The organism is Alkaliphilus hydrothermalis, from assembly GCF_016908555.1.
GTDB classification, from domain to species: Bacteria; Bacillota; Clostridia; order Peptostreptococcales; family Natronincolaceae; genus Alkaliphilus; species Alkaliphilus hydrothermalis.
Genome location: NZ_JAFBEE010000047.1, coordinates 1 through 1,775, shown reverse-complemented (window position 1 = coordinate 1,775; position 1,775 = coordinate 1). Strand labels below are relative to the sequence as shown.

At 52.1% G+C, this 1,775-nt stretch carries 1 rRNA gene; it reads right to left on the bottom strand.

Annotated features, from left to right (window positions below):
- A 23S ribosomal RNA gene (locus JOC73_RS14920) occupies positions 1 to 1,775 on the bottom strand; the annotation flags it as partial.

Sequence of the window (1,775 nt, the reverse complement as noted above, 5' to 3'; positions counted from 1 at the left end):
TTGGTCAAGCCCTCGACCTATTAGTATCGGTCAGCTCAGTACATTACTGCACTTACACCTCCGACCTATCAACCAGATGGTCTATCTGGGGTCTTACTCCTTTCGGATGGGAAATCTTATCTTGAGGGGGGCTTCGTGCTTAGATGCCTTCAGCACTTATCCCTGCCATACATAGCTACCCAGCGATGCCCTTGGCAGAACAACTGGTACACCAGAGGTATGTCCATCCCGGTCCTCTCGTACTAAGGACAGCTCCTCTCAAATTTCCTGCGCCCGCGACGGATAGGGACCGAACTGTCTCACGACGTTCTGAACCCAGCTCGCGTACCACTTTAATGGGCGAACAGCCCAACCCTTGGGACCTACTACAGCCCCAGGATGTGATGAGCCGACATCGAGGTGCCAAACCTCCCCGTCGATGTGGACTCTTGGGGGAGATAAGCCTGTTATCCCCGGGGTAGCTTTTATCCGTTGAGCGATGGCCCTTCCACTCGGAACCACCGGATCACTAAGCCCGACTTTCGTCCTTGCTCGACCTGTATGTCTCGCAATCAAGCTCCCTTATGCCTTTGCACTCTTCGCACGATTTCCGACCGTGCTGAGGGAACCTTTGGGCGCCTCCGTTACTTTTTAGGAGGCGACCGCCCCAGTCAAACTGCCCACCTGACAGTGTCCCAAAACCGGATTCACGGTTCATGGTTAGAACTTCAGTACTACAAGAGTGGTATCCCAACGTTGACTCCACCAAAACTGGCGTTCTGGTTTCTCAGTCTCCCACCTATCCTGTACATGTAGTACCAAAATCCAATGTCAGGCTACAGTAAAGCTCCACGGGGTCTTTCCGTCCTGTCGCGGGTAACCAGCATCTTCACTGGTATTACAATTTCACCGGGTCTATTGTTGAGACAGTGCCCAAATCGTTACGCCTTTCGTGCGGGTCGGAACTTACCCGACAAGGAATTTCGCTACCTTAGGACCGTTATAGTTACGGCCGCCGTTTACTGGGGCTTAAGTTCTGTGCTTCGGTTGCCCTAACACTTCCCCTTAACCTTCCAGCACCGGGCAGGCGTCAGCCCCTATACGTCGTCTTTCGACTTAGCAGAGACCTATGTTTTTGCTAAACAGTCGCTTGGGCCTATTCTCTGCGGCCGGTTGAGGCTTTTGGTCGCATGGACCATCACCACTACCGGCACCCCTTCTCCCGAAGTTACGGGGTCATTTTGCCGAGTTCCTTAACAATAGTTCTCCCGATCGTCTTAGGATTCTCTCCTCACCTACCTGTGTCGGTTTGCGGTACGGGCACCTAATAATCTCGATAGAGGCTTTTCTTGACAGTGTGGAATCAGTAAGTTCGCTACTTTAATTTCGCTCCCCATCACTCCTCAGGATCTGTTAGAACGGATTTGCCTATCCTAACTCCCTACAAGCTTAGACGCACACAACCAACGGTGCGCTTAACCTATCCTACTGTGTCACCCCATCTCTCAAACGATTACAGGTGGTACAGGAATCTCAACCTGTTGTCCATCGCCTACGCCTTTCGGCCTCGGCTTAGGTCCCGACTAACCCTGAGCGGACGAGCCTTCCTCAGGAAACCTTAGGTTTTCGACGGGCAGGATTCTCACCTGCCTCTCGTTACTCATGCCAACATTCTCTCTTCTGTAAAGTCCACCAGTCCTTCCGGTCTAGCTTCAACCCTTACAGAATGCTCGCCTACCACGCCGCTAGAATGACTCCTAGCCTTATTCACGTTTGAGTATTCATTTGGCGAAAAA